General features: G+C 72.9%; 15 protein-coding genes, 2 tRNA genes and 1 other RNA gene. 9 read left to right on the top strand and 9 right to left on the bottom strand.

Going from position 1 to position 22,804, the window contains the following annotated elements; genetic code table 11:
• The first annotated feature begins 32 nt into the window (after positions 1–32).
• From N4G70_RS16930 to N4G70_RS16920, 3 genes are all read left to right on the top strand, one after another.
• Positions 33–1,181, top strand: coding sequence for a sensor histidine kinase (locus N4G70_RS16930; protein WP_261713474.1), 1,149 nt, complete (start codon positions 33–35; stop codon positions 1,179–1,181).
• The gene (locus N4G70_RS16925) at positions 1,178–1,789 is read left to right on the top strand and encodes a response regulator transcription factor (RefSeq protein ID WP_261713473.1); all 612 of its coding nucleotides are present in this window, start codon (positions 1,178–1,180) and stop codon (positions 1,787–1,789) included. Before N4G70_RS16930 ends, N4G70_RS16925 begins: the two co-directional genes overlap by 4 nt.
• 22 nt (positions 1,790–1,811) lie before the next feature.
• Positions 1,812–1,884, top strand: a tRNA-Gly gene (locus tag N4G70_RS16920).
• A gap of 115 nt (positions 1,885–1,999) precedes the next feature.
• On the opposite strand, the gene N4G70_RS16915 is transcribed toward N4G70_RS16920, so the two are convergent.
• The 6 genes from N4G70_RS16915 to ffs all read right to left on the bottom strand — a co-directional run bounded on the left by N4G70_RS16915 (position 2,000) and on the right by ffs (position 10,650).
• On the bottom strand, positions 2,000–2,899 hold the full coding sequence (locus N4G70_RS16915) for a phosphoribosylaminoimidazolesuccinocarboxamide synthase (RefSeq protein WP_261713472.1): 900 nt from the start codon (positions 2,897–2,899) through the stop codon (positions 2,000–2,002).
• 211 nt (positions 2,900–3,110) lie between these two features.
• A complete protein-coding gene (locus tag N4G70_RS16910; protein WP_261713471.1) occupies positions 3,111–4,601 on the bottom strand; it encodes a N,N-dimethylformamidase beta subunit family domain-containing protein in 1,491 nt (496 codons plus the stop codon).
• Between the two features lie 271 nt (positions 4,602–4,872).
• The gene (locus N4G70_RS16905) at positions 4,873–6,522 is read right to left on the bottom strand and encodes a hypothetical protein (RefSeq protein WP_261713470.1); all 1,650 of its coding nucleotides are present in this window, start codon (positions 6,520–6,522) and stop codon (positions 4,873–4,875) included.
• 303 nt (positions 6,523–6,825) lie between these two features.
• Positions 6,826–8,082: a phosphoribosylamine--glycine ligase gene (gene purD, locus N4G70_RS16900; protein ID WP_261713469.1), complete on the bottom strand. Its 1,257-nt coding sequence runs from the start codon at positions 8,080–8,082 to the stop codon at positions 6,826–6,828.
• 58 nt (positions 8,083–8,140) lie between these two features.
• Positions 8,141–10,438: a DNA polymerase III subunit gamma and tau gene (locus N4G70_RS16895; protein WP_261713468.1), complete on the bottom strand. Its 2,298-nt coding sequence runs from the start codon at positions 10,436–10,438 to the stop codon at positions 8,141–8,143.
• Positions 10,439–10,551: 113 nt separating this feature from the next.
• Positions 10,552–10,650: signal recognition particle sRNA small type (ffs, locus tag N4G70_RS16890), an RNA gene on the bottom strand.
• Between the two features lie 71 nt (positions 10,651–10,721).
• On the opposite strand from ffs, the gene N4G70_RS16885 reads away from it, so the two are divergent.
• Both N4G70_RS16885 and N4G70_RS16880 read left to right on the top strand, forming a co-directional pair.
• Positions 10,722–10,809: transfer RNA gene (locus N4G70_RS16885), tRNA-Ser, on the top strand.
• Positions 10,810–11,090: 281 nt separating this feature from the next.
• The gene (locus tag N4G70_RS16880) at positions 11,091–13,520 is read left to right on the top strand and encodes a helicase-associated domain-containing protein (RefSeq protein WP_261713467.1); all 2,430 of its coding nucleotides are present in this window, start codon (positions 11,091–11,093) and stop codon (positions 13,518–13,520) included.
• A 155-nt stretch (positions 13,521–13,675) separates the two neighbouring features.
• Here the strand turns inward: N4G70_RS16880 and N4G70_RS16875 are convergent, their stop codons facing one another.
• Positions 13,676–14,197, bottom strand: a complete 522-nt coding sequence (locus N4G70_RS16875) for a two-component system response regulator (protein ID WP_261713466.1) — start codon at positions 14,195–14,197, stop codon at positions 13,676–13,678.
• Positions 14,198–14,724: 527 nt separating this feature from the next.
• Here N4G70_RS16875 and N4G70_RS16870 point away from each other — a divergent pair.
• Complete coding sequence (locus N4G70_RS16870; protein WP_261713465.1) at positions 14,725–15,843, top strand: hypothetical protein; 1,119 nt, start codon at positions 14,725–14,727, stop codon at positions 15,841–15,843.
• Between the two features lie 62 nt (positions 15,844–15,905).
• Here N4G70_RS16870 and N4G70_RS16865 read toward each other — a convergent pair whose 3' ends face one another.
• A complete protein-coding gene (locus tag N4G70_RS16865; protein ID WP_261713464.1) occupies positions 15,906–18,242 on the bottom strand; it encodes a terpene synthase family protein in 2,337 nt (778 codons plus the stop codon).
• Positions 18,243–18,700: 458 nt separating this feature from the next.
• Here N4G70_RS16865 and N4G70_RS16860 point away from each other — a divergent pair, with 458 nt between their 5' ends.
• On the top strand, positions 18,701–19,318 hold the full coding sequence (locus N4G70_RS16860) for an HhH-GPD-type base excision DNA repair protein (RefSeq protein ID WP_261713463.1): 618 nt from the start codon (positions 18,701–18,703) through the stop codon (positions 19,316–19,318).
• 539 nt (positions 19,319–19,857) lie between these two features.
• Here the strand turns inward: N4G70_RS16860 and N4G70_RS16855 are convergent.
• Complete coding sequence (locus N4G70_RS16855; protein ID WP_261713572.1) at positions 19,858–21,339, bottom strand: DUF853 domain-containing protein; 1,482 nt, start codon at positions 21,337–21,339, stop codon at positions 19,858–19,860.
• Positions 21,340–21,705: 366 nt separating this feature from the next.
• On the opposite strand from N4G70_RS16855, the gene N4G70_RS16850 reads away from it, so the two are divergent.
• Both N4G70_RS16850 and N4G70_RS16845 read left to right on the top strand, forming a co-directional pair.
• Positions 21,706–22,002, top strand: coding sequence for a type II toxin-antitoxin system VapB family antitoxin (locus N4G70_RS16850; RefSeq protein WP_053725882.1), 297 nt, complete (start codon positions 21,706–21,708; stop codon positions 22,000–22,002).
• A gap of 143 nt (positions 22,003–22,145) precedes the next feature.
• Entirely contained in the window at positions 22,146–22,772 is a 627-nt protein-coding gene (locus tag N4G70_RS16845) for a LytR C-terminal domain-containing protein (protein WP_261713462.1), read from the top strand.
• Positions 22,773–22,804: the final 32 nt, after the last annotated feature.

The following is a 22,804-nucleotide window of genomic DNA, read 5'->3' as shown; positions in this document are numbered from 1 at the left end:
GGCGGGACCGCAGCAGGGTCGAGAAGGTCGAAGTGCAGAGCCGGCTGATCTGGCGGTGCACGACCTGGTTCTTCTTCCTCAGCTGGCACGTGCCGTTCGTGCTGACCGGCCTGCGGCACGAACCCCTGCCGCTCGCCCTGGCCGTCGCGGCGCTCGCCCTGGGCGCGGCACAGGCCTTCCAGGGCGTCCGCTCGCACCGGGGCGCGCTGGACCAGTACCTGGGGCGCGGTGACGCGCCGCGCCGCCCGCTCCTGGTGTCCTGCGCGCTGTGCCTGGCCTCCCTCGCCCTGGTCGGCGCGCTGTACGCGGCGCACGGCCTCAAGGAGACCGACCTCGTCCTGATCGTGCTCTACGTCGTGCTGCCGTTCGGGATGACGTACAGCACCCTCACCCCGCCGTGGCCCTTCCTGTGGCGGTTCGCCCTGCTCGCGCTGCCGACCGTGGCCGTGTTCGCGGCGGTCGGGGTGCGGGGCGGGCGTCTGCTCGCCCTGGGGCTCGTGGTCGCCCTGTCCGGCACGTACATCCTGCTGATGGCGCGCTGCGGGGCCTGGACGCTGTCGGTGATGTGGGAGTCCGACCGGGCCCGTGAGACCGAGGCGCGCCTGGCCGTCGCCGAGGAACGGCTGCGCTTCGGGCGGGACATGCACGACGTGCTCGGCCGCAACCTCGCGGTCATCGCGCTCAAGGCCGAACTCGCCGTCCAGCTCGCCCAGCGCGGCCGGCCCGAGGCGGTGGCCCAGATGGTGGAGGTGCAGCGCATCGCCCAGGAATCGCAGAAAGAGGTACGGGACGTGGTGCGCGGTTATCGCGAGGTGGACCTCGGCGTCGAGATAGAGGGCGCCCGGGGGGTGTTGCGGGCGGCCGGGATCGGCTGCCGGTACGCGGGACCGGACGAGGCGCTCGCCATCGAGGCGCAGTCGGCGCTCGGCTGGGTGGTGCGCGAGGCCACCACCAATGTGCTGCGGCACGGGGACGCCCGCAGCGTGGCGATCACCCTCGCCGTCGCCGAGGGCACCGCGACCCTGGTCGTCGAGAACGACGGCGCACCGGACCGGCCCCACGGCACCCCCGGCTCCGGCCTCGCGGGCCTGCGCGAGCGGCTGTCCGCGCTCGGCGGGACGCTGGAGGCCGGCCCGGTCGGGGACGGACTGTTCCGGCTGACCGCGGAGGTGCCCCGGTGAACCGCGTACGGGTGCTGCTCGCCGACGACGAGCATCTGATCCGGGGCGCGCTCGCCGCGCTGCTCGGCCTGGAGGACGACCTGGAGGTGGTCGCCGAGGCCGCTTCAGGACCCGAGGCGCTCGCCATGGCGCGCGCCCACCGGCCCGATGTGGCGGTCCTCGATCTGGAGATGCCGGGCGCGGACGGTGTGACAGTGGCCACAACGCTGCGGACCGAACTGCCCTCCTGCCGGACCATGATCGTGACCGGGCACGGCCGCCCCGGACACCTCAAGCGGGCGCTCTCGGCGGGGGTGCGCGGCTTCGTACCGAAGACGGTGAGCGCCCAGCGGCTCGCCGAGATCATCCGCTCCGTACACGCCGGAAACCGTTATGTGGACCCGGAGTTGGCGGCCGACGCGATCTCGGCGGGGGACTCGCCGCTGACCGCGCGCGAGGCCGAGGTGCTCGGGTTCGCGGCCGACGGGGCGCCCGTCGCGGAGATCGCCGAGCGGGCCGCGCTGTCGCAGGGGACGGTGCGCAACTACCTCTCGTCGGCCGCCACGAAGCTGGGTGCGGAGAACCGTCATACGGCCGTGCGTCTCGCGCGCGAGCGAGGTTGGGTATAGTGGTCTCCGCGCCACGGCGCATGCGAACGTAGCTCAGCTGGTAGAGCACCACCTTGCCAAGGTGGATGTCGCGAGTTCGAACCTCGTCGTTCGCTCAGAAGAGGAAGCCCCCGGTCATCGGCCGGGGGCTTCTTCGTGTGGTCGGGCCCGGCCGGGGTCCGCGCGGCCCCGGGGGCGGTGCGCGGCCCCCGGACCGGGCCGACGGGGTGGCTAGGACCAGCTCGTGCCGGTGAGCTGCTCGTACGCCTCGATGTACTTGGCCCGGGTCGCGTCCACCACGTGCTGCGGCAGCGCCGGCGGGGGCCGCTCGCTCGTGCGGTCCCAGCCGGAGTCGGGCGAGGTCAGCCAGTCGCGGACGTACTGCTTGTCGTAGGACGGCTGGTCGCGGCCCGGCTCCCAGCTCTCGGCCGGCCAGAAGCGCGAGGAGTCGGGGGTGAGCACCTCGTCGGCGATGACGAGCTCCTCGCCCGCGAAGCCGAACTCGAACTTGGTGTCCGCGAGGATGATGCCCCGCTCGCGCGCGATGTCGCGGGCCCTGCCGTACACGGCGAGGGTGGTCTGGCGCAGCAGGGCGGCGGTCTCCGCGCCGGTCTGACGGGCCACCTCCTCGTAGCTGACGTTCTCGTCGTGGTCGCCGACGGCGGCCTTGGTGGCGGGGGTGAAGATCGGCGCGGGCAGCTCGGAGCCGTTGACCAGGCCCTCGGGCAGCGCGAGGCCGCACACCGTACGGGAGGCCTTGTACTCGACGAGGCCGGAGCCCGCGAGGTAGCCACGGGCCACGCACTCCACCGGGACCATCGCCAGGGACTTGCACACCAGGGTGCGGCCCGCCCAGTCGGCGGGGGCGCCGGCCGGGACCTCGCTGGAGATGACGTGGTGGGGGACGAGATCGGCGAGCAGGTCGAACCACCACAGCGAGAGCTGGGTCAGCACCCGGCCCTTGTCGGGGATCTCGGTGGGCAGCACCCAGTCGTACGCGGACAGCCGGTCGCTGGCGACCATGACCAGGTCGCCCGCCTCGTTCTGATAGAGGTCACGCACCTTGCCCGTGTGGAGGTGGGTCAGGCCCGGCACCTTGAGCGGCTCGGGCTTTTCTACGAATCCGGACACGGTTCCTCCGCGTAGGTTGATCCAGGAGCGTTCCGATTCTCTCGCATGCGACCGGGTACGGCGGTCGCGGGTCGGACCCGCGCCTGTCGGGCCGGACGCGGCCGGGGTCGAGCGCGGCCCGGCCGGGTGCGGGGCGGTCTGGTGCGGGGCGGTCTGGTGCGGCCCGGCGGGTGCGGCCCGGCCGAGCGCGGCACCGGAGGTGGGCGCGGGGTCAGTCGCGTTTGCAGATGCGGTCGAGGAGGTTGGCCGTGGCCCGCTGGATGCGGGGGTCCACATGGCCGGGCCGGTCCAGCGCGGGGGACCAGGCGAAGGTGCCCGAGGCGAAGACGAGGGCTCCCGAGGGCGCCCGGTACAGGGACGTCTCCTGGTGGCGGAGGTTCTGCTCGCCGTCCCGGTACGGGGAGTGGGCGAGCAGGATGCGGTCCTGGTGCTCGGGCAGGGCGGTGCGCGGGTAGTAGCGGTCCGCCTCGCCCGCGACCAGGCCCTCGATCTCCTCGCCGTCACCGGCCCCGGTCGCCTCCCACAGCCAGTGGTCCGCGTTGCGGACGACCATGGGGTGCGGCTCGGGGACGCGGCCCGCGTACTGGATGCCCAGGAGCTGCTGCTCGGGCCGGGCCACCTCGCGCCACAGGGCGGGCCGACCGGGGCCGCGCCGCTTGCGGCAGGTCAGCAGGCGGTCGGGCACACCGGACGGTGAGGGCCCCAACTCCACTTGCCAGTAAAGGGAGTTGGCGGACAGGAAGACCAGCGAGGTGCCGCCGTCACGGGCCCGCTCGACGGCCCGGCGCATGGGGGCCGACCAGTACTCGTCGTGGCCGGGGAAGACCAGGCCCCGGTAGCGGGTGGGGTCGACGCGGCCGGCGTGCAGATCGCGGGCGTCCGCATAGGCGAGGTCGTAGCCGTAGCGCTCGGCCCAGCGGATGAAGTCGTAGGCGTGGCCCACGTGCAGCGGCAGGCCCGCGCCCGCGTACGGCCGGTCGAAGGAGACGGTGATCGCCGCGTCCTCCTCGCCGAGCAGCCGGCCCTCCTCGTCCCAGGCGTGGTAGAGGCTCGCGCCGGTGCGGCCGTCCTCCGGGTAGAGGTTGTAGGCCTGCCAGGTGATGTCGGGCAGCAGCAGGAGCAGATCGGCCGGCTGGTCGTCGCGGACCGTGAAGGGAATGTGCGAGCGGTAGCCGTCGGCGGTGGTCAGCACGGCGACATGGGCGCCGATCGAGGCGTGCGCGGGGACCTGGTAGCGCCAGGACTGCCACCAGTGGTGGCAGGAGACGGTCCGGTCGGCGGTCAGCGGCGGAGGCTGGACGATGCCGGAGAGCCGGGGACTGGTGGCGATCTTCGCCGCTCCGTCGCCGCCGTAGTGCCCGATCCGGTAGACGTCGACGGTGAACTGCTGCGGGGGGTCCACGGTGATGTGGAAGTCGATGGCCTCGCCGGGCGCGACGGCCCCGCCGGAGGCGAACCCCTTGATCTGCCGGCGTACGTCGTCGGCGGTGCGCGGCCCCGTGACGCGTGCGGTGCCGCGCGGGGTATCCCGCTGGGCCGGGACGTGGTCGACGTACCAGGGCACCACATGGCCGGTGTCGTCGAAGTAGTGCTCGCTGCCGCGCAGCCAGGGCAGCGGGCCCTGGCCGAAGGGGTCCGAGACGGCGTGCGCGAGGGCACCGGACTCCCAGCGCCGGATGTGTTCCGACCGATCCACCCCCATGTCACTTTCCTCTCTCGATCCCCCGTGACAACAGTTGACGCGACTGTGGTGCGCGGTCTGTCCGCGACCGGTCCCCAGCACATCACATAACGCACGCACTCCGTCACCGTTCGTCGCGAATTGACGTCAACGGGAACTCGACATTCCGGATGGGTGGGGTCAACTCGGCGGTGTGGGAGCGGTGTTGGGGGCCCGGTGCGGTCCTGGCCTGTGGCCGGGGCGGGCGGCCGAGGCGGCGCCGGGCCGGGTGGCCGGGGCGGTCCTGGCCGGGTCAGACCAGGCGTACCGGCTTCTCGGGGCGGACGCCGACCGAGGCCAGCCAGCCGCGCAGATCGTCCGCGTCGCCGTCCTCGACCAGGGCGAGCACCGGAGACGCCAGGTCCGAGCGGCGGACCTCGTCGATGAGCAGCGAGGGACCGTCCAGCCAGTCGAGCCCGGGCAGGGCGCCCGCCGTGTCGACCGCGGCGCAGCACACCATCGCCGTCACATGGTCGGCGAGCAACTCCCTTCCGGTGCGCGGCGGTTGGAGCGGGAAGAGCGGCACCGCGTCCCCCCAGGCCTCGGGCCCGGGCGGGGGCGGCGCGGACGCGGCCTCCTCGTCGGCCACCGCCGCCGCGATCCTGGCGGACAGCCGATCCGCGGCCTCGCCGTCCGACGCGGCGAGGTGGTCGATGACACGGGACAGGGTGGGCGCCGCGGACTCCGCCTCGCCCCGCTCGTCCAGCGCGTCCAGGACCCGGTGCAGCCGGGCCGCCTCGGTGCGCCACTTGCGGTCGACGACTTCCTCCGGATACGCGGCCCAGTCCACCGGCGCCCAGTCGGGGCCGGGGTCGGCGGGGCCGCCGTGGAACAGCCGGGCGGCCAGCAGCGAGGTCGCCTCGTCGGCGATCCCGGGCTCCTCCAGGAGGTCGCAGGCCGGCCGCTCGCCGAGCCGGGAGGTGAAGCCCTCGGCCAGGCGGTCGCGCCGGGACAGCTCGGTGAGCGCCGAGACCACTCCCGCGTCCAGCCGGGAGGGCCAGCGCCCCATCCGCCAGGCGGGCAGCGCGACCCGGGTCAGCAGCCGGTCCCAGCCCGCGTAGGCGAGCCCGACCTGCTCCTGGGCGACGATGCGCACCCCGTAGTCCACCGCCTGGGCGCGCTCGGACGCGGCGACCGCGACCCCGCGCTCCATCTCGGCGGCGTGCACCCGGCACCCGCGAAGCAGCAGCCGGGCGATGGATCCGACGAAGCCGAGCGCGAGGCGCCGCACCGGGTCGAGCCCGGGCCGCGCGGCCACGCCGACCGCCGCGTCCAGACCCCGTACGAAGCGGCGGGCGGCCGCTATGTCCGGGTGCGCGGAGGGGCCCGTACCGGCGACGACCGGGGCGAGGATCGCGCGCAGCTCTCCGACGCGCATCCACCACATGAAGGGCGAGCCGATGACGAGCACCGGCGCGGCCGGCACCCGCCGGGCGCGAGCGGCCCGCGCACCCGCGTCGCGTATGAAGCGCGCGGGCAGCACCCCCCGGCCGGCGGTGTGCGCCGGATGCGTACGGTCCTCCAGCCAGCTGTCGCAGTCGGGAGTGAGGGCTATCGCCGAGGGCGGGGGCACATCGAGCCGCTCCGCCAGGTCCCTGACCAGGCGGTACAGATCGGGGGCGGACGACTCGGCGAGGTCCACCGTCGGAGAGAGGGCCGGTCTGGCCCGGGCGATGACGGCCGCGACGACGGCCGCGAGCAACAGGACGAGCAGCGCGGCGGCGGTGACCGCCCAGCGCGCGGTGTGCCAGGCGCTGCCTTCGATGCGGCCCTGCGCGGCGGCGACGATCAGCACGACGGCGACAGCCGCCGGCAGCAGAGCCACGGCCAGCGCCCTGCTGCGGACGCGCAGCACGGCGAGAGCCCGCGAGCGCGCGTGCAGCGCGCCCACCTCTCCACTCATTCCGGTACCGGACACGGCCGGACTTCACCCCCTCTGCCCTGCGGCGGCGTTGCTCACTCCCCCACTGTGGCACCCGCCACTGACACCGCAATGCCGGTGGGCCAAGTGCCGGAACGCCTTCGCCGCACCCTAGTTGGGGCATGGGCAGGAGTCATCCGGATGGGCCAGCCGTCACTCGATGGAATGGCTTTGGGCAAAGGTGCGGATGTTCCGGGGCGGCTTGCGGGGTGGGGCCGCGGGACGGCACGGGCGCAACGCGAGGGCCCCGGCGCGCGGCCGGGGCCCGGGAAGGCGTGGCGCGGGTCAGCCCTGCGCGCGGGCCGCCTCGCGTGCGATGTCGGTGCGGTGCTGCGAGCCGTCGAGCCGGATGCGGCCGACCGCCTTGTAGGCGCGTTCCCGGGCCTGGGCGAGGTTCTCGCCGGTCGCGGTGACCGACAGGACCCGGCCGCCCGCGCTGACCACGGCGTCGCCGTCCCGCCGGGTCCCGGCGTGCAGGACGTACGCGGTGGGCTCGTCCTGCGCCGCGACGTCCGCCAGGCCCTCGATGGGGTCGCCGGTGCGCGGGGTCGCGGGGTAGTTGTGCGAGGCGATGACCACGGTGACGGCCGCGTCGTCCCGCCAGGCGAGCGGCGGCTGCACGTCGAGGGTGCCCTTGGCCGAGTGGAACAGGACGCCCGCGAGCGGGGTCCTGAGCCGGGCGAGCACGACCTGGGTCTCGGGGTCGCCGAACCGGGCGTTGAACTCGATGACCCGCACCCCGCGCGAGGTGATGGCGAGGCCCGCGTACAGCAGTCCGGAGAACGGCGTGCCACGGCGGCGCAGTTCGTCGACGGTCGGCTGGAGCACACTCTCCATGACCTCGTCGACCAGCTTCGGGTCGGCCCACGGAAGAGGCGAATAGGCGCCCATACCACCGGTGTTGGGGCCCTCGTCGCCGTCGAGCGCGCGCTTGAAGTCCTGCGCGGGCTGGAGCGGAAGGACGGTGACGCCGTCGGTGATCGCGAACAGCGAGACCTCGGGGCCGTCGAGGAACTCCTCGATGACGACGCGGTCGCAGGCCAGCGCGTGCTCCCGGGCGGCGGCGAGGTCGTCCGTCACGACGACGCCCTTGCCGGCCGCGAGACCGTCGTCCTTCACCACGTACGGAGCGCCGAAGGCGTCAAGGGCGGTGTCGATCTCCTCGGGGGTGGTGCAGACGTAGGAGCGGGCGGTCGGCACGTTCGCCGCCGCCATCACGTCCTTGGCGAACGCCTTGGAGCCCTCCAGCAGGGCGGCCTCCCGGGAGGGGCCGAAGCAGGGGATCCCCTCGGCCCGTACGGCGTCGGCGACCCCGGCGACCAGCGGCGCCTCGGGTCCGACGACCACCAGGTCGCTGCCGAGCTCGACGGCGAGGCGGGCGACCGCTCCACCGTCCAGCTGGTCGACCGGGTGGAGCTCGGCGACCTCCGCGATCCCGGCGTTGCCGGGGGCGCAGTGCAGCGCCGTCACGTCGGGGTCGAGGGACAGGGAACGGCACAGGGCGTGCTCACGGGCACCGCCGCCGATGACAAGGACCTTCACGGCAGCCAGCCTAGCCGCCGCGATGGCCTGATCTTTGTGCGGGCCACCCAGTGGACCGTCAGCCCTCGTTCGTATATTCCTCCACCACGGTCGCCCCGAGCTCGCGCACGATCAGGTCGTGCCCGGACAGCGCGTTGTCCACCAGATCCGGGTCGTCGTCCTCCGGAACGTCGTCCTCCGGCCGGACCGGGGGCGGCGGGGGCTCCTCGTGGCGTACGGGAGCGGCGGCCTGCGGCGGCTGCCGTACGTGTGGGGCGGGGGCGGACGGGGTCTCCGGGCGGGGGGCCTGCGCGGAGGGCGGGGCCTGGTGCTGCTGCTGGTACTGCTGGACGGGAGGCGCGGGGGGGCTGGGGGCGGTGCCCCCGAAGTTGCCTGCGGCGGGCGGAGGTTGGACACCGCCCGACGGGTCGATGATCGCCTCGACCTTCCACTGCACCCCGAACCGCTCCGAGAGCACGGAGCGCAGCACGTCCTCGCTGCCGCTGCTCGCGAAGTTGTCGCGGGCCCCGGCGTTGATGAACCCGAGCTGCACGGTGGTGCCGTCGAATCCGGCCACCTGCGCGTTCTGACTGAGCAGGATCCAGGTGAAGCGCCGCTTGTTCTTGACGGCCTCCAGAATGTCCGGCCACATGGCGCGCACCTGCATGGCGTTGCCCTGAGCGCCGCCGGGAGCGGGCGCCTGCGCGGCCGGGGCGGCCGTGGGTGCGGGCGCCGGGGCCGGAGCGGAGGCGGGCGCGGCCGAGGGCCAGGCACCGGCGGAGGGGGCCGGGGCGGGGGCGGCCGCACCGGGCCAGGCACCGGGCCGCTGGCCACCCCCCTGCCCGGGCGAGGCAGCCGAGGGCCAGGCTCCGGCGGGACTCTGCTGAGCGGACTGCGCGGGCTGGGCCGCCCGAGCCGGAGCGGGTTCCGGCTGAACCGCCCGGGTCGGCGCGACCGGCGCCTGCTGAGCGGGCTGCTGCGCGGCGGGTTGCGGCGCGGGCGGCTGCTGCGCCGGGGGCTGCTGCCCGGCCGGACCGGACGGCGCGGCCGCCCCCGAATGGGCGGGCCCGGCAACCGGCGCCACCCCTCCGCCCCCGCCACCCCGCGCCGCGGCCCGAGCCGCCTCGGGCCCACCGGGACCGCCCTGCGCCGGCGCATGCGCCTCGGGCCCGGGCACGTACCCCATGGCGGGCCCGCCGGCGGGCGCCGACTGGAAGTGGGCACCACGCTCAAGGCGGTCGATGCGGGCCTGGAGCGAGCGCTCGTCGTCGTACGCGGCGGGCAGCAGCACCCGTGCACAGATCAGTTCGAGCTGGAGCCGGGGCGAGGTGGCCCCGCGCATCTCGGTGAGCCCGGCGTTGACGAGGTCGGCGGCGCGGCTCAGCTCGGCCGCGCCGAACACGGAGGCCTGCGCCTGCATCCGCTCGACGACGTCCGCGGGCGCGTCGATGAGCCCCTTCTCGCCCGCGTCGGGGACGGCGGCCAGGATGACGAGGTCCCGCAGCCGCTCCAGGAGGTCGGCGACGAAGCGGCGCGGGTCGTTGCCGCCCTCGATGACGCGGTCGACCACCTCGAAGGCGGCGGCCCCGTCCCCCGCGGCGAACGCGTCCACCACCGAGTCGAGCAGCGACCCGTCGGTGTATCCGAGCAGGGCCGTGGCCATGGCGTACGTCACACCGTCTTCGGCGGCACCGGCGAGCAGCTGGTCCATGACGGACATCGAGTCACGCACGGATCCGGCACCCGACCGCACCACCAGCGGCAGCACGCCGTCCTCGATGGGGATGCCCTCCTGCCCGCAGACCTCGCCCAGGTATTCCCGCAGCGTCCCGGGCGGGACGAGCCGGAACGGATAGTGGTGCGTACGCGACCGGATCGTCCCGATGACCTTCTCGGGTTCGGTGGTGGCGAAGATGAACTTGAGGTGCTCCGGCGGCTCTTCGACGACCTTCAGGAGGGCGTTGAAGCCGGCCGAGGTCACCATGTGCGCCTCGTCGATGATGTAGATCTTGTACCGGCTGGAGGCGGGCCCGAAGAAGGCCTTCTCGCGCAGCTCACGGGCGTCGTCCACGCCACCGTGCGACGCGGCGTCGATCTCGATCACGTCGATGGAACCCGGCCCGTTGCGCGCGAGATCCCGGCAGGACTGGCACTCCCCGCACGGGGTGGGCGTCGGCCCCTGCTCGCAGTTCAGACAGCGGGCGAGGATGCGGGCGCTGGTCGTCTTGCCGCAGCCCCGCGGCCCGCTGAACAGGTACGCGTGATTGACCCGGTTGTTCCGCAGCGCCTGCTGCAGCGGGTCGGTGACATGCTCCTGCCCGATGACCTCGGCGAACGACTCGGGGCGGTAGCGGCGGTACAGCGCAAGGGACGACACGCATACGAGGTTATCGGGGCCCACTGACAACCGGCCCCGCCGACGGCCCGCCCACCCCGCCCGGAACCCGGCCCGCCCCCGCCGCACAGGGGATCGGGGCCCTCGGCCCCACAAAATCAAGCGCCCCTCACGCACCCGCCAGAGCCGACCTACCCTTGCTGCCTTCCGGCCCTGGGGGAGTTCAGTCAGATAGCGCCACGTGAGGGGCTCCGCACAGGGTACCCGATCCCTGACGTGGGAACGAGTTCGCGAGCACCCCCCAACGTCTTGTATTGTTTGCCGCGGAGGATTCGCCTAGTGGCCTAGGGCGCACGCTTGGAAAGCGTGTTGGGGGCAACCCCTCACGAGTTCGAATCTCGTATCCTCCGCCATTGCTCTCACCGGGCAATACGTCGAAGGGCCCCGCAGTTCGCTGCGGGGCCCTTCGGCGTTCGTGGTCTCATCTACAGTCTCAACGCGCTCCGGCGGAACCGTTCGGATCGTCGTCGTCGGGCTGGGCCGGCGGCGAGGAGGACGAGGAGGGACGAGGAGGAGCCCCAGGCTCTGTCTTCGTACGGCATCCACGGATCATGGAACTGAGCCATCCTTGACCTCGGCGCCGAAGCGGCTTCGGCCCGCCTGTGACGTTCCCTGTCTACCGAGGTGCACCCTCATGAAGTCCCGATCGACGCTTGCGACTTGGCTGAGCGGACTCGACGGTCCTCGCCTGGCACGCGTACTCACCCTGCGGAAGGACGCGGCTTCCTCCCCGGAACCACGCTCGGTGGGGGAGCTGGCCGACCGTCTCCAGCGTCCGGGGTCCGTGGCACTCGTCCTGCCGCACCTCACGCTGCCGTGCTTGCAGGCCGCCGAGGCGCTGGCGGCCCTGGGAGCACGAGCGACCCGGGACAGCCTCGCCGAGTTGCTCGGCTCGACATCCCCTGCGGCGGTACAGGCGCTGGACGCGACCCTGGAGGCGCTGTCGGACCGGGCGCTCGTGTGGCACGACGGCAACGAGGCACTCCACATGCCTACGCCCTTGCGGCAGGCGTGGGGCACGCCCCTGGGACTTGACGCCCCGCTGGAAGAGTTGCTGGTCGGCACCACCTCGGAGGAACTGCGCGGCATGCTGGCGGTCCTGGGCATCAAGCCACCCGGCACCAGGCAGCAGCGGCTCGCGGCTCTGGTGGAGCATCACAGGGACGCGGAACGGGTCGCCGCGTTGGTGGCGGGGGCACCGGCCGCCACACGGAAGTTGCTCGAGCAGAGCGCCGGGGCCACGCCGCGTCAGTCGCTGTCCGCCGTGTTCGGGGCTCCTGGCCGCGACCTCCCGCCAGGCGCCCGATGGGCTCTCGACCGCGGGCTTCTGCTCCAGGACCGTCACCGGTACGAGCCCGTCCGGATCCCGGCCGAGGTGGCCCTGGCTCTGCGGGGCCCCGGTTGGCATGCTCCGTTCGAACCTCTGCCGCCCGTCCCTCAGTTGGTGCCCCTCACCTCCTCGGAGGTGGAGCAGGAGGCCGCGGCAGCCGCCACCGCGTTCGTGGCCCATGCCGCCTCCGTCCTTTCGGCGTGCGCGACCGCTCCACCGACCCGGCTGAAGTCGGGCGGGATCGGCGCGCGTGAACTGGCCCGGCTCGGCAAGGCCGCCCAGGCGGACGACGCCGTCGTACGCCTCGCCCTGGAGACCGCGTACGCCGCCGGACTGCTGGCCCGCGATGGCGATCACGTACCTCCCACCGAGGCGTACGACGCCTGGTCCGAGCAGGAGCCCGCAGAACGACTCGCCGTACTGCTCCGGGCTTGGCGGGACCTGCCGCTCACCCCCACCCGGGCGCGCGACGAAGACAACAAGGCGCTCCCCGCGCTCGCCGGTGCGCCCTGCTGCGGCGGCTGTCTTCACGCCCGCCACGGGCTGCTCACCGCGGCCGCGGGGCTCCCGGCGGGACAGGGGGTGAAGGTCGCTTCGGAGTTGGGGCCGCTCGTGGCCTGGCACCGTCCGCTCGCCGACGACGCCTCGCCCCAGGACGCGGCACCGTTCAGCACGGTGATCCGTGAAGGCGAACTGCTGGGCGTGCTGGCCCGGGGTGCGCTGTCCCCGCTAGGCGCCCACCTGGCGGCCCGCGCCGACGAAGAGCTCGGCAACACGGCCCGGCGGCTGCTGCCCCCCGCGACCACGACGGCCCGGATCGGCGCCGACCTCACCGCCGTCGTCACCGGCACCCCGTCCGCGCGACTCGCGGCGCTGCTGGATTCGCTGGCCGACCGGGAGACCAGTGGCACGGCGTCGGTATGGCGCTTCAGTGCCGCCAGTATCCGCCGGGCCCTGGACGCCGGCCGCACCCCCGACGACATCACCGCCGACCTGGCGGCCGCCTCCGCCACGGCCCTGCCACAGCCGCTGACCTATCTCGTCGCCGACACCGCACGAGGTCACGGACGGGTGCGCGTCGCGCCCGCGGCCTGTGTCATCCACAGCGACGAACCCGCGCTCCTGGCCGAACTCGCCGCACACCGCGCCCTGTCCGAGCTCGCCCTGCGGCAGCTCGCCCCGACGGTCCTGGTCAGCGCCGGCCCACCCGGGACGACTCTCGCCGCGCTCCGCGCCGCGGGCTACGCCCCGGTCGCCGAGACCGCCGAGGGAACGGTACGCATCGAGAAGCTCCTGCCGCAGAGGGCCGCCGCTGCCATCCCGCCGCCGCGAAGGAACGTCGGGCGGCGCGGGCCCCGAACCACCGCGGCCCACGCCCCCGACCTGCCCGCCGACGCCGGGATGGACGCCCTGGCCGACCGGCTGCTCAAGGCCCCGCCGACCGCACCGGAACCCGACCCGTTCGGCAGCGGGCTGCCCTTCGCGACGGACACCGAGGAGATCGTCGCCGGATACGCGAAACACCTGTCGTACACCGACGTCCGCCAGGTCGCCCATGCCATCGACACCGGTGCGGCCATCACCGTCGAGTACATCGCCACCTCGGGCAACCGGACCGTACGCACCCTCAGCGACCTGGCACTGGACCCGCCCTACCTCGACGCCTGGTGCCACCTGCGCGAAGCGGAACGCGTCTTCACTCTCTCCCGCATCCATGGCGTGATGCCCGCGTAGGGCTCGGCGGCCGGGTCCGGGCGCCCGGGGTGCGCGACGGCCGAGCTGCAAAGGAGAGCGATGGCGGCGCCCTTCATCGCCGTCGTCCGGGGCGGCGATCCGGGGCGGCGATCCGGGCCGGCGCCGTCGGTCAGCGGGTCGGCCAGCGGGGCCGGTCAGCGGGGTGGATCCTCCGACTGGTGGGGGATGCGGACGGTTTCCGTGGGGCGCAACTGGCGGCGCCTTGATGGGAGTTGGGGCGGTTCGCCGGGGTGGGTGCGGGGGCCGCGCTGGCGGGGGGCGGGGCCGGTCAGGAGGGCGCTCGTGCGGTACAGGTACTGCACCTTGATCCGCAGGGCCCAGGGATCGATCGGTTTGATCAAGTAGTCGGCCACGCCCAAGCGCAGGGCCTGGGTGGCGATTTCGTTGTCGTGGCCACGGCCGGTCACCAGGATGACGGGGATCAACCGGGTCTGTGTCAGGCGGCTCAGATAGCGGGCGACGTCCAGGCCGCTCACGCCGGGCATCACGACGTCGAGGACCGCGACTCCTATCCCCCCGTGCAGCGCGGCCTTGAGGGCGGCATCCCCACTGGTCGCGAGCTCCAGGGGATAGCCGAGCGGCGCGAGGATGCTCTCCATGGCGAACAGGTTGTCCTCGTGGTCGTCGACCAGTAGCACCTTCATGTCCGCGGACATGGCCCCATCACCTTCATTCGGGAGCACCGGACAGGCATATGCCCGTTCGCGGCCGCTCGTACGCAGTCGGGGAGCACCACTGGGGTGTCACTGTGGCGTGCATGTGGGGGATGCACATGTGGCATGCATGGGCCGGTATCGGTCCGCACATGGTCGTCGGCTGGCTTGTGTGGACCGAATTCTCGCACCGGGCGGGCCGGAACATCAGGGTGCCGACGATGTCTGTTGGCTCCACCCCGGCCGCTCCGCGCGTGGCACTGGGTGCCGTCACGCAAGTGCCACTGGCCCATGTCTCCACCCGCTCACACCTATGGGTGAACCCTCGCAGGTGGGCCAGACGGTCCCGGTCGGCTCGAGACGGAACCGCGACAGGTGCAAGATCGGTTCCGCCGGTCCGGACCCGGGTGTCCCGAGAGGTCTGAACCACCTTGGCCCGTAAGCGACATGGCCCCGCACAGGCTTCAGAATGACCGGATGATGATCCAGTCATCCCCTTTCGTGCGGTACGTGCCCCGGAGCGGCGAGCGGTGAACACAGCCCCCGCCACGGTCCGCGACCGCTCGGCCGTCCTGGCTCCCGCGGTGATCGGCGTCGCGCTCCTGCTCGTCGCCGGCTGGCTGCTCCTGGCGACCGCGCCCCGGGCGCTCGACGAGGAGCGGGCGTTCGCGTCGGCGGCCGGATGCCCGGTGGCCGAGGTCTCGACGGAGTGCAGACACACCATCACGGCCACGGTGACCACCGCCGCGGCCGACCACAAACACCGCTCGACCTCCTACTGGCTGGGGCTCGGCCACGTACAGGAGGGGTCGGGGCCGCTGCCGGGGCGGCTGAAGGCCAGTCCCGCGAGGAGCCCGGCGGGCACGGCCGCGCCGCCGCACCGCGTGAAGATGGACGGCCGGGCGCCGGTGTTCGCCGCGGTACGGCCCGGGGCCACACTCCATCTCACGTACTGGCGTGGGGAGATCAGATACGTGGAGTTCCACAACCTGCGCCAGTACACGACGGCGGACCCGCGAGGCGGCTACCGGCTGCCGCTGGCCGGGGCGCTCGTCTCGCTCTCCGTGGGGGTGGCCTGCCTGCGCGCCGCCTACTGCTCGGCACGGAGTGCCACCAAGCCGCCGGTGTACGAGCCCTGGCGGTTCACCCTGCCCCTGGGTTCGGTCCTGCTGATCGCGTGCTTCGCGTTCGGCACCCCCTGGATCACCGGAGGCGTGCCCACCGCCCTGCTGCTCACGGCGGTCGGGGCCGTGCCCGTTCTGTCCGGCGCCGCCTGGCTGACGCACCGACACCGCCGGCGCACCCCGGACACCATCAGGGTGAACCCCCTGGTCCCGCCCGCCGAGGAGTGCTTCCCGGGCACGGTCCTCGGCGAAGTCCCGTACTGCCACGAGGGGTTCGGGTACCTGGTCGCCGCGCCGGGGCTGCTCGCCGCCACCCCGGACCCGTCCGGCCGGATCGCCCGCCGCCCGGTGCCGCGCACCCTCACGGCCGTCCGGGTCCGCCCGCCGTACTGGACCGACCCGGGCCCCCGGCCCGCACCCGGATGCCAGGTCGTGGAGTGCCGGGACGGAGCGACCCCGGTGTATGTGGTGACCCAACAGGATTACGTCCCTTGGGTGTTGGGCGCCCTGAACCGCCGCCCCTGAAACGCCCTGAACCGCCCTGAACCGCCCCTGAAACGCCCCTCGGGCCCCCGCACATCAGAGGATCACGAGGCGTGGCCTCCCGCCACGGTGGAGAGAGGGAGGACGGGCGGGGGCGGCCCGGCCGGAACGGAGTACGCGGCCCTGGCCGGGGGCGCCGCCGTTTCCGAGACCGACGCCGGCACCTCCGGCAGCCGTACCCGGTCCGCCGAGGTCCCCGGGCCCGTGGGCCGCATCCACCAGGGGGCCACACTGCCCCGGGCCGCACTCTCGGGGGAGCTCCCGTGCGGCAGAGCGTCCGGGAGGTCGGCGGCCCCATAACGGCGCGTCGATACATGCCAGTTCAGAATGCCCGCGATCCAGTCCTGGAGCTCGGCCACATGGGCGTCGAGCACATGGCGACCGGCCTCGTCGAGCTCGAAGTCCTCGCACAGGACGGGAAGTTCATGCGTGATGACGTGCTGGAACTGCCGCAGCCGCGAGCGCATTAGGTCATCGACGATGCGCAGCGCCGTCGGGTAGTCGCAGTCGAAGAAGTTCTGGACGACCAGGACGCCGTTGTGCAGCTCGCCCTCGTACTCGATCTCCTTCTGGTACGAGAAGACGTCGTTGAGGAGCGTGCAGTAGTCGGCGGCCGCGTTCTCCATGCTGCGCATGGGGCCGCTCTCCTGGAGCCCGGGCGGGAGCTGGCCCGCGTGCCGCAGGCGCGACAGGCTCATGGTGAGGTCGGCGCCGAAGGTGTAGCGGCGCATCTCCATGTAGTCGACGGGGTCGGGGATGCGGTGCTGGGCCTGGTTGTGGAGCTCCCAGAGCCAGCTCTCCAGCATGGTGTCGACGGCTCGGCGGAAGGCCGCGCGGGCCTCGCGGGTCATCGGTTCCGCGGTGCGCGCCCACAGGTCGGCGAGGCCGCGCTCCAGGGGCGCCCTCGCCACCAGGCGCCCGGCACCGGGCTCGTCGAGGGGCATACAGGCCAAGAACCGTTCATGGGCGGCCCGCGCGCCGGCCAGGTCGCGCGGCCGTCCGTACGCCAGCGGGTAGTAGTCGTCGCCGTAGGTTCCCCAGGTCAGCCACTGGGTGCTGAGTTCGAGCTCCTCCGGCGTCGCGTCGGGGTCGAGGCCGGCCGCGCAGGTCGCGAAGTCGTACCCCGCCAGTTTCTCCGCGTCCCAGATGTCGTCGAGCAGCCCCATCCGGTCCGCCCAGTCGATGGACGCCACACGTGCGCCGGCCACATGTGGGCTGAGCGTCAAGGGGTACGGCATGTCGAAGTCGGGCAGCAGCGATGGGCCGACCCGCTGCATCGGTACATGGGCGAAGCTGCGCCGGCGGGCCTCGGCGGGGCGCCCGAACAGCGTGCTGACATGGCGGGCCGAGGTGCCGAGCGTCCCGTCGAAGGGCGAGGCGGAGAGTGTGGCGCCCTCGTTCATGTAGCGGCTGGAGCGCATGTGCCACTCATGGCCGCCGGACTGCCAGTCCTGGAGGCCCTTGACGTACGCGCCGACGGCAGCGCATTGGTCGGGGGTGAGGCCCTTCTCCGCGCACAGGCGCGGCATCTCGGTGAGCGCGGTGTTCTCGAACTGCTGGAGCCGCGAGGTCAGCAGATCGTTGACGGCTTCGGCGGCCTCCTGCGTCGTACAGCCGAGGAACGTCTCAAGTACCAGGACTCCATTGCTGAGTTCGCCCTCGTCCTCGACCTCGCGCTGGTAGGAGAAGAGGTCGTTGCGCAGGTGGACGGCGTCGGCGAAGGCGTCGGTGAGGACCCGCGCCGGCCTCGACTCGGCGATGGAGGCGGGGAGTTCGGCGTTCGCCGCGTACTCGATGAGGCCGGCCGACCAGGGCGCGCCCCCCACCTTGCGGCGCATCTCGATGTACTCGACGGGGTTGGCGATACGCCCCTCGTTGATGTTGGCGAGCTCCCAGAGCGACTCGTTGAGCAGGTTGCGGGTGCTGATCGCGAAGCGCTCGCGCCACTCGGGCGTCATCGACGGCACGGTGCGCGCCCACAGGTCGGCGAGGCCCGCCTCGACGGGATTGGTCGCCTCGGGGAACCCGTCGGCGAGGTCCATCGGCATGAAGGCGGGCAGCCGGTCGAGGTAGTCCTTGCCGCCCTTGCGGTCGAGGGTGCGTTTGAACATCTCCAGGAAGTGGTCGTCGAAGAAGAACACCCACACATACCAGTCGGTCACCAGGGCGAGCTGGTCCGCGTCGCAGTCCGGATGGGTGTAGGAGCAGAGCAGGGCGTAGTCGTGGGCGTCGAGATCCTTCAGCTCCCAGATCCCGGACCCCTCCAGCATGCCCATGTCCCGGGCCCAGACGCGGGAGTGCTCGCGCGCGGACTCCACATGGGGATTGAGCCGGGCCGGATACGGCAGATAGAAATCCGGCAGGACGAAAGGCTGGCTCACTGCGGTTGCCCCTCTTGCTGCGCACGGGCGGTACGCGCGTGCGGATACGGCCTTGCTGGTCTGTCCGGGCGGTATGGGTTCGCGGTATGGGTTCGCGGTACGGGTTCGCTGTACGGGTTCGCTGTACGGCCTTGTGGATATGTCCGTATCCGGTGCGTACGCCTTGGGTACGTGCGTGCCCGGTACGCACGGGGTGGTCCGAGCCGAGCTACCCCACCGGGCCTGCGCCATTCCGCGGGCGGGTGTGTGTCATGCGAAAGCGTGAGGCGGTTCGAAAAGAAAGGGGTCGGAAAGGGACGGTTCGAGAGGGCGCGATTCGAAAGGGGGCGGTTCGGAAGAGGGGCGGTCCGGAAGGGGGCGGTCCGGAAGGGGCGCGGGAAAAGAGGCGCTCGCGCCGCCGCGGACACGCGGGCGCGGGTCCGCGTGCGCCGTGGTCGTCGCCCGCCGATCATCGAGGCATGGACACAACCCTTCGGCTCGCCCAGCAGCCCGAGGCCGACGAACTGCTCGGCCGCAGTCCGCTGGCCGCGCTGGTCGGCATGCTGCTCGATCAGCAGATCCCCATGGAGTGGGCGTTCTGCGGCCCGTACACGATCGCCCAGCGCATGGGGGTGGACGATCTCGACGCGGGGGCGATCGCCGCGTACGACCCCGAGGCGTTCGCGGAACTCCTCAGGGAGAAGCCCGCCGTACACCGCTACCCGGGTTCCATGGCCAAGCGGATCCAGCAACTGTGCGGGTTCCTCGTGGAGGAGTACGGGGGTGACGCGGCCGGGGTCTGGACGGGGGTGGCGTCCGGGGCGGAGCTGCTCTCCCGGCTCAAGGCGCTGCCGGGCTTCGGGGAGCAGAAGGCGAAGATCTTCCTCGCGCTCCTGGGCAAGCAGCTCGGGGTCCGGCCGTCGGGGTGGCGGGAGGCGGCGGGGGCGTACGGGGAGGCGGGGTGTTTCCGGTCGGTGGCGGACATCACGGGGGCGGAGTCGTTGGCGAAGGTACGGGTCCACAAGCGGGAGGCGAAGGGGGCCGCGCGGGGTGCCTCCGGCGGGGTCGGGGGCCGGCCGCGCCCCGATGCGGGGTGACCCCTGGGGCTCCGCCCCAGCCCCCGGGCCGTTTTCCCACCCGCCCGCCCGTGCAGGGGGTTGGTTGGCCCCGCCCTCCCTGGGGCTCCGCCCCAAACCCCGGGGGTTCCCACCCACCCGCCCGTGCGGCGGGACTGGAGGGTTCCGGCCCACCTGGGGCTCCGCCCCAGACCCCGGGCACCTCGCCCACCCACCCGCCCGTAAGCACAGGGTTGGAGAGTGCCGGGACCTCTGGGGCTCCGCCCCAGACCCCGTTCGCGCCTGAACGGCGCTCGTCCTCAAACGCCGGACGGGCTGAAGGTGCCCCAGCACCGAGCAGTTAAGGGGCGCGGGGAACTGCGCGAGAAGCGACCACGATCCACGGACGGAGGCGGGTTTTGGGGGCGCGGGGAACTGCGCGACCAGCCACGCACGACCCGCAGGATCGAGCGGGTTCAGGGGCGCGGGGAACTGCGCAAAAGGGGGCACGGTCTGCGGGGGGGGGCCGGGTCCCCCGGAGGGGCTCGGGGAGGGGCGGGGTGGGGAGGGGAAAAGGCCCCCTACCTCCTCCGCGTCCCGAACAACGACCGCGTGATCTCCCGCCCCAACTGCGTCCCCACCGACCGCGCCAGGGACCGGAAGATCCCACTCCCCACCACCTGCTCCGCCAGCGACGCGTCCTGCTTCTTCGGGCGGGGCGACGGGGCGGACGCGGGGGTGTCCAGGGCCTCGGTCACCGCCGTTTCCGCGCGCTCGCGTTCCGCCTCCGACAGCTTCTCGAAGGCCGATTCACGGTCGACCGCTTGGGCGTAACGGCCGTACAGGGACGAGGAGTTGACCGCCTGGTTCAGGGCGGCCGGGTCGAGGGGGGCCATCAGGGAGCGGGGGGCCCGCAGCCGGGTCGCCGCGACGGGGGTGGGCGCGCCGTTCTCGCTCAGTACGGTGATGACCGCCTCCCCCGTACCGAGCCCGGTGAGGAGTTCTTCGAGGTCGTAGGGGGACTTCGGGAAGGTCCGTACAGTCGCCTTCAGGGCCTTCGCGTCGTCCGGGGTGAAGGCCCGCAGCGCGTGCTGGACGCGGTTGCCGAGCTGGGCCAGGACATCGCCGGGGACGTCCTTGGGGGTCTGGGTGACGAAGAAGATGCCGACGCCCTTGGAGCGGATCAGCCGCACCGTCTGGGTGATCGATTCCAGGAAGGCCTTCGACGCGCCGTTGAACAAGAGGTGCGCCTCGTCGAAGAAGAAGACGAGCTTGGGCCGGTCGACGTCGCCGACCTCGGGGAGCCGGTGGAAGAGGTCGGCCAGCAGCCACATCAGGAAGGTGGAGAAGAGCTGGGGCTTGTCCTGGACCGCCGGGAGTTCAAGGACGGACACCAGGCCGCGGCCGTCCGGGGCCAGGCGCAGCAGCTCGCTCGTGTCGAACTCCGGCTCCCCGAAGAACGGCGCGGCGCCCTGCTGCTCGAACGCGGTGATCGCCCGCAGGATGACCCCGGCCGTGGCGGACGACAGGCCGCCGATTCCCTTCAGTTCCGCCTTGCCGACGTCCGAGACGAGGAAGCCGGCGACCGCTTTGAGGTCCTTCAGGTCGTACAGCTCCAGGCCCTTGCTGTCCGCGTAATGGAAGATCAGGCCCAGCGACTGCTCCTGCGTCTGGTTGAGCTGGAGCACCTTCGACAGCAGGACGGGGCCGAAGCTGGTGACCGTGGCGCGCAGCGGGATGCCGGGGCCGATGCCGCCGAGGCCGTAGAACTCGCAGGGGAATCCGGCCGCTTCCCAGTCCTGGCCGACCTGCGCGGCCCGTTCGGCCACCTTGGCGCCGGGCGTGCCGGGGGCCGAGATGCCGGACACGTCGCCCTTCACGTCGGCGAGGAACACCGGGACGCCATTGGCGGAGAGCTGCTCGGCGATGAGCTGGAGGGTCTTGGTCTTGCCGGTGCCGGTCGCCCCGGCGACCAGGCCGTGCCGGTTGAGCATGGACAGCGGGATGCGGATGGGCGCGTCCGCCAGGCACTGGCCGTCCCAGAGCAGGGCGCCCAGCTCCATCGCGGGCCCCGTGAAGGCGTACCCGGCGGCGATGTCCGCCGCGACCTGCGGCAGGGCCTGGGGCTCGGTGCCCGCTGTCGTCCCCTCTGCGGGGGAGGGAGGTGGAGCGGGCGCGGGGGGCGCGGGCTCGGCGGCGGGCGCCGTTGCGGGATCCCGCACTCCGGTTTCGTGGGGTTCCTGGTCCCTGGGCGCCGTCCCGGCCGGCGTCCCCGCCGACGGCGCGGCGCCGGCGGGCTCGCGCGCGGCCGCCGTCTGGTCGCTGTCGGTCATGGCGGGCCCCCTGCGTCGGGTTTCAGGCGTTTTGCCCAGGATCGCACTCGCGCTCCATGGCTGCGCCCGGAGCCGCTCGCCCGGTAGGCTTTCCGTGTGATCTTCAAGCGCATCGGAAGCGGGCGGCCCTACCCCGACCACGGCCGGGAAAGCACCCGGCAGTGGGCGGATGTCGCGCCGCGCCCGGTCCGGCTCGATCAGCTCGTGACCACCAAGGGCCAGCTCGACCTGGAGACCCTCCTCGCCGAGGACTCCACGTTCTACGGGGACCTCTTCGCGCACGTCGTGAAGTGGCAGGGCGACCTCTACCTGGAGGACGGGCTGCACCGGGCGGTACGGGCGGCGCTCCAGCAGCGCCAGGTCCTGCACGCCCGCGTCCTCGAAATGGACTGAGTCCGACAGCGCGTACCCGAAAAGGATCGAACCCGACAGCCGGGTGAGCCTTTCGGACCCTTTCGGACGCATACGGGCGCAGATGTACGCCACCCGTTGATCGTTTAGTAGGCATCGTCCCGGGTCGGCACTACCCTGCGCCTATGAGCATGCTCACTCCCCCCGGCATGGGCGGAAAGTACCGCATCAAGGGTGACGCGTACCCACGGATGCGACGTCCCCGCAAGCGCGGCCGACTGGTCCTCGCGCTGGTCGGCGCGGTCGTGGCCCTCGGCCTGATCGGCTGGGGGACGATCCAGCTCATCGACGTGTTCGGGGGCGGGGGCAAGTCCAGGGCCGCCGCCCACCAGAAGCCCTGCCCGGCACCCTCGGCGTCGACCGCCGCCGCCCCCCAGGCGCTGCCGAAGCCCGCGCAGATCACCGTCAACGTCTACAACGCGACCCCGCGCGGCGGCCTCGCCAAGTCGGTCGCCGACGAGCTGAAGAAGCGCGGCTTCGCGATCGGCAAGGTCGGCAACGCGCCCTCCGAGTACGACAAGAAGGTCCCCGGCAACGGAGTGCTGCTCGGCGCCCCGGCGGCGGCCCGCGGGCCCTTCTCCGTACTGGGGGCGCAGCTCAAGGGCGCCACGCAGAAGACCGACACGCGCGACACGCAGGACGTCGACCTCATCCTGGGAACGACGTTCGCCAACCTGAACACGCCGAAGGACGCGGACACGACCCTGGCCGCCCTGGCCAAGCCCGCACCCGCGCCCTCCGGGAAGTGCTGACAGCACGCCGTCCGACGGCGTGAGCGGGGCCG

It is taken from the genome of Streptomyces sp. ASQP_92 (genome assembly GCF_025399895.1).
Taxonomy (GTDB): Bacteria; Actinomycetota; Actinomycetes; order Streptomycetales; family Streptomycetaceae; genus Streptomyces.
This window is presented reverse-complemented; position numbering and strand designations above follow the sequence as displayed.

What these genes read in the sequence shown, in the direction of transcription:
- N4G70_RS16910 (WP_261713471.1), bottom strand. Translation starts at nt 4,601, where the DNA reads ATGGGGGTGGATCGGTCGGAACACATCCGGCGCTGGGAGTCCGGTGCC.
- N4G70_RS16905 (WP_261713470.1), bottom strand. Translation starts at nt 6,522, where the DNA reads ATGAGTGGAGAGGTGGGCGCGCTGCACGCGCGCTCGCGGGCTCTCGCC.
- N4G70_RS16880 (WP_261713467.1), top strand. Translation starts at nt 11,091, where the DNA reads ATGAAGTCCCGATCGACGCTTGCGACTTGGCTGAGCGGACTCGACGGT.
- N4G70_RS16875 (WP_261713466.1), bottom strand. Translation starts at nt 14,197, where the DNA reads ATGTCCGCGGACATGAAGGTGCTACTGGTCGACGACCACGAGGACAAC.
- N4G70_RS16860 (WP_261713463.1), top strand. Translation starts at nt 18,701, where the DNA reads ATGGACACAACCCTTCGGCTCGCCCAGCAGCCCGAGGCCGACGAACTG.
- N4G70_RS16855 (WP_261713572.1), bottom strand. Translation starts at nt 21,339, where the DNA reads ATGGAGCTGGGCGCCCTGCTCTGGGACGGCCAGTGCCTGGCGGACGCG.
- N4G70_RS16845 (WP_261713462.1), top strand. Translation starts at nt 22,146, where the DNA reads ATGAGCATGCTCACTCCCCCCGGCATGGGCGGAAAGTACCGCATCAAG.